4 protein-coding genes are annotated in these 8,240 nt (G+C 61.8%); all 4 read left to right on the plus strand.

Features of this window, described 5'->3' with window-relative positions:
- A complete protein-coding gene (locus HCF10_RS23705; protein ID WP_131697175.1) occupies positions 1–3,162 on the plus strand; it encodes an efflux RND transporter permease subunit in 3,162 nt (1,053 codons plus the stop codon).
- The gene (gene adeC / locus HCF10_RS23710) at positions 3,159–4,616 is read left to right on the plus strand and encodes an AdeC/AdeK/OprM family multidrug efflux complex outer membrane factor (RefSeq protein ID WP_167656533.1); all 1,458 of its coding nucleotides are present in this window, start codon (positions 3,159–3,161) and stop codon (positions 4,614–4,616) included. Before HCF10_RS23705 ends, adeC begins: the two co-directional genes overlap by 4 nt.
- A gap of 238 nt (positions 4,617–4,854) precedes the next feature.
- Positions 4,855–6,552: a molecular chaperone HscC gene (locus tag HCF10_RS23715; RefSeq protein WP_131697176.1), complete on the plus strand. Its 1,698-nt coding sequence runs from the start codon at positions 4,855–4,857 to the stop codon at positions 6,550–6,552.
- A 10-nt stretch (positions 6,553–6,562) separates the two neighbouring features.
- Positions 6,563–8,170 carry a J domain-containing protein gene (locus HCF10_RS23720; protein WP_167656534.1) on the plus strand — a complete coding sequence of 536 codons (1,608 nt, stop codon included), beginning with the start codon at positions 6,563–6,565 and terminating at the stop codon, positions 8,168–8,170.
- The last annotated feature ends 70 nt before the right edge of the window (positions 8,171–8,240 follow it).

An 8,240-nucleotide genomic window follows, 5' to 3' on the forward strand; every position in this document is an offset into this window, starting at 1 on the left:
ATGTCGAAATTTTTTATCGACCGTCCCATTTTCGCCTGGGTAATTGCCCTGGTGATCATGCTGGTCGGGGCACTGTCGATCCTGAAGTTGCCCATCAACCAATACCCGGCCATCGCGCCAACCGCCATCGACATCCAGGTGACCTACCCAGGCGCGTCTGCACAAACCGTGCAGGACACCGTGGTGCAGGTCATCGAGCAACAGCTCAACGGTATCGACAACCTGCGTTATGTGGCCTCGGACAGTAACTCCGACGGCAGCATGACCATCACCGCGACGTTCAACCAGGGTACCAACCCGGACATCGCGCAGGTTCAGGTACAGAACAAGCTGAACCTGGCGACCCCACTGCTGCCGCAAGAAGTACAGCAGCAGGGTATCCGCGTAACCAAGTCGGTGAAGAACTTCCTCATGGTAATCGGTCTGGTGTCGGAAGACGGCAGCATGACCAAGGATGACCTGTCCAACTACATCGTTTCCAACATCCAGGACCCGATTTCCCGGACTGCGGGTGTGGGTGACTTCCAGGTATTCGGTTCGCAGTACGCCATGCGTATCTGGCTGGACCCGGCCAAGCTGAACAACTTCCAGCTCACGCCGGTCGATGTCAGCACCGCCATCTCTGCGCAGAACGTCCAGGTGGCCACCGGTCAACTGGGCGGCCTGCCTGCCCTGCCCGGCAACCAGCTGAACGCGACCATCATCGGCAAGACCCGCCTGCAAACGGCGGAGCAGTTCGGCAATATCCTGATGAAGGTCAATGCCGACGGCTCCCAGGTTCGCCTGCATGACGTTGCCCGCATCGAACTCGGCGGCCAGAACTACAGCATCAGTGCGCAGTTCAACGGCAACCCGGCTTCCGGTATGGCGATCAAGCTCGCATCGGGCGCCAACGCCCTGGACACCGCCAAGGCCATTCGTGCCACCGTGGCGTCCCTGGAACCGTTCTTCCCGCCTGGTATGAAGGCAGTGGTGCCGTACGACACCACCCCGGTCGTGACCGAATCGATTTCCGGTGTGGTACACACCCTGATCGAAGCGATCGTGCTGGTGTTCCTGGTGATGTTCCTGTTCCTGCAGAACTTCCGTGCCACCATCATCACCACCATGACCGTACCGGTGGTATTGCTGGGTACCTTCGGGATCCTCGCGGCATTTGGTTTCACCATCAATACCCTGACCATGTTCGGCATGATCCTGGCCATCGGCTTGCTGGTGGACGACGCCATCGTCGTGGTGGAAAACGTCGAGCGGGTAATGGCCGAGGAACACCTGTCGCCGAAAGAGGCGACGGTCAAGTCCATGGGCCAGATCCAGGGCGCCCTGGTGGGTATTGCCCTGGTGCTGTCGGCGGTACTGTTGCCGATGGCGTTCTTCGGCGGCTCCACCGGTGTGATCTACAAACAGTTCTCCATCACCATCGTTTCGGCCATGGCGTTGTCGGTACTGGTTGCGCTGATCTTCACCCCGGCCCTGTGCGCCACCATGCTCAAGCCGATCGATCCGGAGAAGCACGGCCAACCCAAGCGCGGTTTCTTCGGCTGGTTCAACCGCACCTTCGACCGTGGCGTCCTCAGCTACGAGCGCGGCGTGGGTAACATGATCAAGCACAAGATCCCGGCGTTCCTGGTGTACGCGCTGATCATCGCCGGCATGATCTGGCTGTTCATGCGCATCCCGGCTGCGTTCCTGCCCGATGAAGACCAGGGTGTGATCTTTGCCCAGGTGCAGACCCCGGTAGGTTCGTCAGCTGAACGTACGCAAAAAGTCATCGACGATATGCGCGCCTACCTGCTCAATGACAAGGAAGGCGAGCCAGGCGAAGGCAAAGGCGTGAAATCGGTGTTTACCGTAAACGGCTTCAACTTCGCCGGCCGCGGCCAGAGTTCGGGCCTGGCCTTCGTGATGCTCAAGCCGTGGGATGAGCGTGATGCTTCCACCTCGGTATTCGAGATCGCCAAGCGTGCCCAGGGTTACTTCATGCAGACCTTCCAGGACGCCATGGTGTTTGCCATTGTGCCGCCGTCTGTACTGGAACTCGGTAACGCCACCGGTTTCGACGTGTTCCTGCAAGACCAGGGCGGTGTCGGCCATGAAAAACTGATGGCTGCGCGTAACCAGTTCCTGGGCATGGCTGCCCAGAGCAAGATCCTGGCCGGTGTGCGCCCCAACGGCGTAAACGATGAGCCGCAATACGAGCTCACCGTGGATGACGAGAAGGCCAGCGCCCAAGGCATCACGCTGTCGAACATCAACCAGACCCTGGCGATTGCCTTGGGTGGCAGCTACGTCAACGACTTCATCGACCGTGGTCGAGTGAAGAAGGTGTACGTGCAGGGTGAAGCCGCCAGCCGGATGTCCCCGGAAGACCTGAACAAATGGTACGTGCGCAGCGACTCCGGGAAGATGGTGCCGTTGTCGGCCATCGCCTCGGGCAAGTGGATCTACGGCTCGCCGAAGCTCTCGCGTTATAACGGTGTAGCGGCGATGGAAATCCTCGGTACCCCGGCACCCGGCTACAGTACCGGTGACGCCATGGCCGAAGTTGAACGCATCGCCAAGCAATTGCCGGCGGGCGTGGGCTATGCCTGGACGGGCCTGTCGTATGAAGAACGTCTGTCCGGCTCCCAGGCGCCGGCGCTGTATGCGCTGTCGCTGCTGGTGGTGTTCCTGTGCCTCGCGGCGCTGTACGAAAGCTGGTCGATCCCGATCGCAGTGATCCTGGTGGTTCCGCTGGGCGTGGTGGGTGCGTTGATCGCCACCAGCATGCGCGGCTTGTCCAACGACGTGTTCTTCCAGGTGGGCTTGTTGGTAACGGTGGGCCTGGCGGCGAAGAACGCCATTCTGATCGTCGAGTTCGCCAAGGAGCTCCACGAGCAAGGCAAAGGCATCGTCGAAGCCGCCATCGAGGCTTCCCGGATGCGTCTGCGGCCGATCATCATGACCTCCATGGCGTTCGTCCTCGGCGTATTGCCGCTGGCGATCTCCTCGGGCGCCGGCTCAGGCAGCCAGCACGCGATCGGTACCGGTGTAATTGGCGGTATGATCACGGCCACGGTATTGGCGATCTTCTGGGTGCCACTGTTCTTCGCAACTGTGTCCGCCATGGGCGAACGTAAAAAGACTGAACCTAAGCACACTTCTAAAGAGGCTGGCCAATGAGCAAGTCGCTACTTTCCTTAGCCGTCACGGCATTCGTGCTCAGTGGCTGCTCGCTGATCCCTGACTACCAGCGCCCTGAAGCGCCGGTGGCAGCTCAGTTCCCACAGGGGCCGGCGTATTCGTCGGCCCAGGCGCCGGGCCAGGCCGCTGCCGAGCAGGGCTGGAAGCAGTTTTTCCACGACCCTGCCCTGCAACAGCTGATCCAGACCGCGCTGGTGAACAACCGTGACCTGCGTGTCGCGGCCCTGAACATCGACGCGTATGCGGCGCAGTACCAGATCCAGCGTGCCGACCTGTTCCCGGCTGTGTCGGCCACCGGCAGCGGCAGCCGTTCGCGCACCCCGGCCAAGCTGTCGCAGACCGGCGAATCAACCATCTCCAGCCAATACTCCGTCGGCCTCGGGATCAGTTCTTATGAGCTGGACCTGTTCGGTCGTGTGCGCAGCCTGAGTGAAGAAGCCCTGCAAAAGTACTTCGCCACTGAAGAAGCGCGGCGCAGCACCCAGATCAGCCTGGTGGCCAGTGTGGCGAATGCCTACCTGACCTGGCAGGCCGACAAGGAACTGCTCAAGCTGACCCAGGACACCCTGGGTGCGTACGAGCAGAGCTTCAAGCTGACCTCGCGCAGCAACGAAGTCGGCGTGGCCTCGGCCCTCGACCTCAGCCAGGCGCGCACCTCGGTGGAAAACGCCCGCGTAGCACTGGCGCGCTATACCCGCCAGGTGGCCCAGGACGAAAACAGCCTGACCCTGCTGCTGGGCACCGGCCTGCCAGCGAATATCGCCAGCAAGCCGCTGTCGGATGACCTGCTCAGCGACGTCCCGGCCGGCTTGCCCTCGGACCTGCTGCAACGTCGTCCCGACATCGTGCAGGCCGAGTACAACCTCAAGGCCGCCAACGCCAACATCGGTGCGGCCCGTGCAGCGTTCTTCCCGAGCATCAGCCTGACCGCCAGCGCCGGCACCGCCAGCCCTACCCTGGGCGGCCTGTTTAAAGGCGGTTCGGGCACCTGGTCGTTCGCCCCACAGATCAACATCCCGATCTTCAACGCCGGCAGCCTGCGCGCTAGCCTGGACTACTCGAAGATCCAGAAAGAGATCAACGTGGCGAACTACGAGAAGGCGATCCAGACCGGCTTCCAGGAAGTCTCCGACGGCCTCGCCGCGCGTGAGACCTACAAGCAGCAACTGGAAGCCCAGCGTGGCTTCGTCGCGGCCAACCAGGATTACTACCGCCTGGCCGAGCGTCGCTACCGCATCGGTGTCGACAGCAACCTGACCTTCCTCGACGCCCAGCGCCAACTGTTCAGTGCCCAGCAATCGCTGATCACCGACCGCCTGGCGCAGCTGACCAGCGAGGTCAACCTGTACAAGGCCCTCGGCGGTGGCTGGAACGAGCAGACCGCGAAGAACGAACCGCTGAAAGAAGAAGCACCGGCGTTGAAGTTGTTCTGATAGCGCCGTTGTAATCAAAACCGCTTCCTTTACTGGAAGCGGTTTTTTTATGCCCGGTCATCGGTGCTTTGCGATAGCCAGAATGTTTTTGTGACAGCGGGCTTGGTTTGGGGCTGCTTCGCAGCCCAACGCGGGGCAAGCCCGCTCGCCACAAAACTCTCCCGCCTTGCTTTGCGCTCAACCTTTCAGGGTAAAATCTGTCACAGATTCTTACAGACCACAGAGGGAGCTTGTCGTAATGATCGTAGGAATCGACTTGGGGACCACAAACAGTCTCGCAGCCGTCTGGCGCGGTGATGCCGCCGAAATGGTGCCCAATGCCCTGGGCCAGTTGCTGACCCCAAGCGTGGTCGGGCTGGATGACCAAGGCCGTGTCCTGGTAGGCCAGGCCGCCAAAGAGCGCCTGCATACCCACCCGCACCTGACCACCTCGCTGTTCAAGCGCTACATGGGCAGCGCCACCGAGGTGCGCCTGGGCGACCGCTCGTTCCGCCCCGAAGAACTCTCGGCGTTGGTGCTCAAAAGCCTCAAGGAGGACATCGAGCGTACCTACGGCCAAACCGTCACCGACGCAGTGATCAGCGTGCCCGCCTACTTCAGCGACGGCCAACGCAAGGCCACGCGCATCGCCGGTGAACTGGCGGGGCTCACCGTTGAGAAACTGATCAACGAACCGACCGCAGCGGCCCTGGCCTACGGCCTGCATCAGCGTGATAAAGAAACCTCGTTCCTGGTCTTCGACCTCGGCGGTGGCACCTTTGACGTGTCGATCATCGAGCTGTTCGACGGCGTGATGGAGGTCCGCGCCAGCGCCGGCGACAACTTCCTCGGTGGCGAAGACTTCGACACCCTGTTGCTCGAACACTTTGTCGACAGCCAACGTAACGCCACAGGTTTCCCGCCCACCCGCACTGTGCTGCAAGCCCTGCGCCGCGAAGCCGAGCGCGTGCGCAAAGCCCTGGGCCAGGATGACAGTGCTGAGTTCGCCCTGCGTGTCGACGGCCAGCAATGGGTGAAAACCGTCACCCAACAGGAACTGGCCAAGCTCTACACCCCGCTGCTGGAACGCCTGCGCGCGCCGATCGAACGCGCCCTGCGCGATGCGCGGATTCGGGTCGGCGACCTGGATGAAATCCTGCTGGTGGGCGGCACCACGCGCATGCCGCTGGTACGCAAACTCGCCGCCGGCCTGTTCGGGCGCTTCCCCTCCATCAGCCTCGATCCCGACCAGGTGGTCGCCCACGGCGCGGCGATCCAGGCCGCGCTCAAGGCGCGCTCCGCCGCCCTCGAAGAAGTGGTGCTGACCGACGTCTGCCCCTACACCCTGGGCATCGAAACCTCGAACCAGTACGGCGGCCATATCGAAAGTGGCCATTACCTGCCGTTGATCGAACGCAACAGCAGCGTGCCGGTGAGCCGGGTCAAAAGCGTGGTCACCCTGCACGACGACCAGACCCGCGTGCTGCTGAAGATCTACCAGGGCGAAAGCCGCCTGGTCAAAGACAACATTGAGCTGGGCCAACTGGATATTCCCGTGCCCAAGCGCAAGGCCGGTGAAGTGTCCCTGGATGTGCGTTTCACCTACGACAACAACGGCCTGCTGGAAGCCCAGGTGAATATCCCGCTGACCGGCGAGCAGCATTCGCTGGTGATCGAGAACAACCCCGGCGTGCTCAACCCGCAGGAGATCCAGCAACGCCTGCAAGCCCTGGCGCAATTGAAGGTCCACCCACGCGACCAGCAGGTCAACACCGTGCTCGTCGCCCGCCTCGAACGGCTCTACCAGGAAAACCTCGGCGAGCTGCGCGAACAGCTCGGACATTGGGCGGCGCAGTTCCAGCAGGTACTCGACACCCAGGACGAACGCCGCATCCGCGAAGCGCGCAGCGAACTGACCCGTCAACTTGAGCAACTCGACAACGGGTTCTGGCGCTGAGGGAACACCGATGGATTGCTGGACCGTACTGCAACTGCCGGATGACGCCGACGAGCGCAGCATCAAGCGCAGCTATGCGCGATTGCTGAAAAGCTGCCGCCCGGACGACGACGCCCAAGGCTTCCAGCGCCTGCGCGAAGCCTATGAACACGCGCTGAGTGAAGCACGCTGGCGGGCTGATAACGAAGAGGCAGAACGCATCCAGGCGCCCGTGGCCGACGCGGTCTACGGAAACTTGAATGACCTGGCCGAACTGATGAACATCAGCCCCGTCAGCCCTGCGCCCTTCGAAGCCCACACACCCGACCCGGCCCAGGCGCTGCTCGACGGCCTTAACGCGCGTAACCTCGATGAACGCTGGGCCCAGGCTCGGCAACAGGGCTGCACCGATGCATTCCAGGCCGGCCTGTTGCGCCATTGTTTCGAAGCACCGGGCGAACGCAGCGCCATCGCCGGTTGGGCCGCGCAACACCTGGAATGGCTGACCCCCTGGCAGCAGGTGGCGATGACGTCCTGGCAATACGAAGCGCTGACCGGCGAACTGCTGCAAGACTACCGCCGCACCCTGCAGGAACTCCTGGAGCAAAAGGCCGAGCGCGAGTTCATCACCCAGCTCACGCAGTACAACGACCAACCCTGGCTGCGGGTGTTCGACCTGCAACAGCAGTGGCAACGTATCGTCCTGCACCTGCTGCATGACACCCAATGGAGCGTGCCGCTGTTCGAGCGCGTGTGCCAGGCCTTCGGCTGGGACGACCAGAAAGGCGTCTACCCGGAACCGGCGTGGATGTGGCGCGAACTGGTGTCGCGTTGCGAGCAGGAAAGCTTCTACGCCAGCTTACAAGACAAGGCCCAGGATACGACATGGAAATCCGCCGACGCCATGGCGGCGCGCCTGCTGCTCACGCCAATGTCAGCGACACAACAAAAACAGATGACGGAGCGCTTCGACAGTAACGCCTGGAATGCCTGTCAGCATCTGGCCGAAATCCTGACCTGGCGCTACCCGCAGTTGGTTGAGCGGCTCCCCCAGGCCAATGTGTTTTTTTGGCGAGAGCTCCTCCCCAGGCCGGTATCCCATCACAGTTGGATACGGGTATGGGGCGGCCTGGCGTTGGCAGCCGCCTTGGCCGTTTCCCCCCATACAAAAATGGATAGGCTCAGCGATGCCGTCATTGTCGTGATACTGACCTTTGTGCCTGCCATTATCGGCATCCGTGGCACTCAATTGTGGGCGGTCCTGACATCACAGCTGATCGTCCAGGACCTGTGGCTCAGCAAGCGCTTGCTGCCGTCACGGTTCAACCCCCATCAACACTGGCTGGTGCTGCGCCACGGCATTCCTCAAGTGGGCATGCTGCTGATGTTCGGCTTGTTGCTGGGCGTAATAGGCATGCTGACGTACTTGGGGATGATCGGCATCCATCTGTTCCACAGCAGGCGTATCGGCAAAGTGAATGAGCATGTCGAGCACTTTTACCCTTGGGTCAGCGGCTTGCATTGGGCGCACTGGAGTCCGCTGCAGGTGGCTTTCCTGGCCGTGATGGCAGCGGTCACCCTACTCTGCCAGAGGTACTTGCCAGAGATCCCGTGGACGAGCCTGCTCTACTTCCTCTGAGCCATTGAACCGGCGCCTCCTTGACAAAGGCTGTCTCTTATACACATCTGACGCTGCCGACGAATAGTCC

The sequence above is a fragment of the Pseudomonas sp. B14(2022) genome, from assembly GCF_012030485.1.
GTDB lineage: Bacteria > Pseudomonadota > Gammaproteobacteria > Pseudomonadales > Pseudomonadaceae > Aquipseudomonas.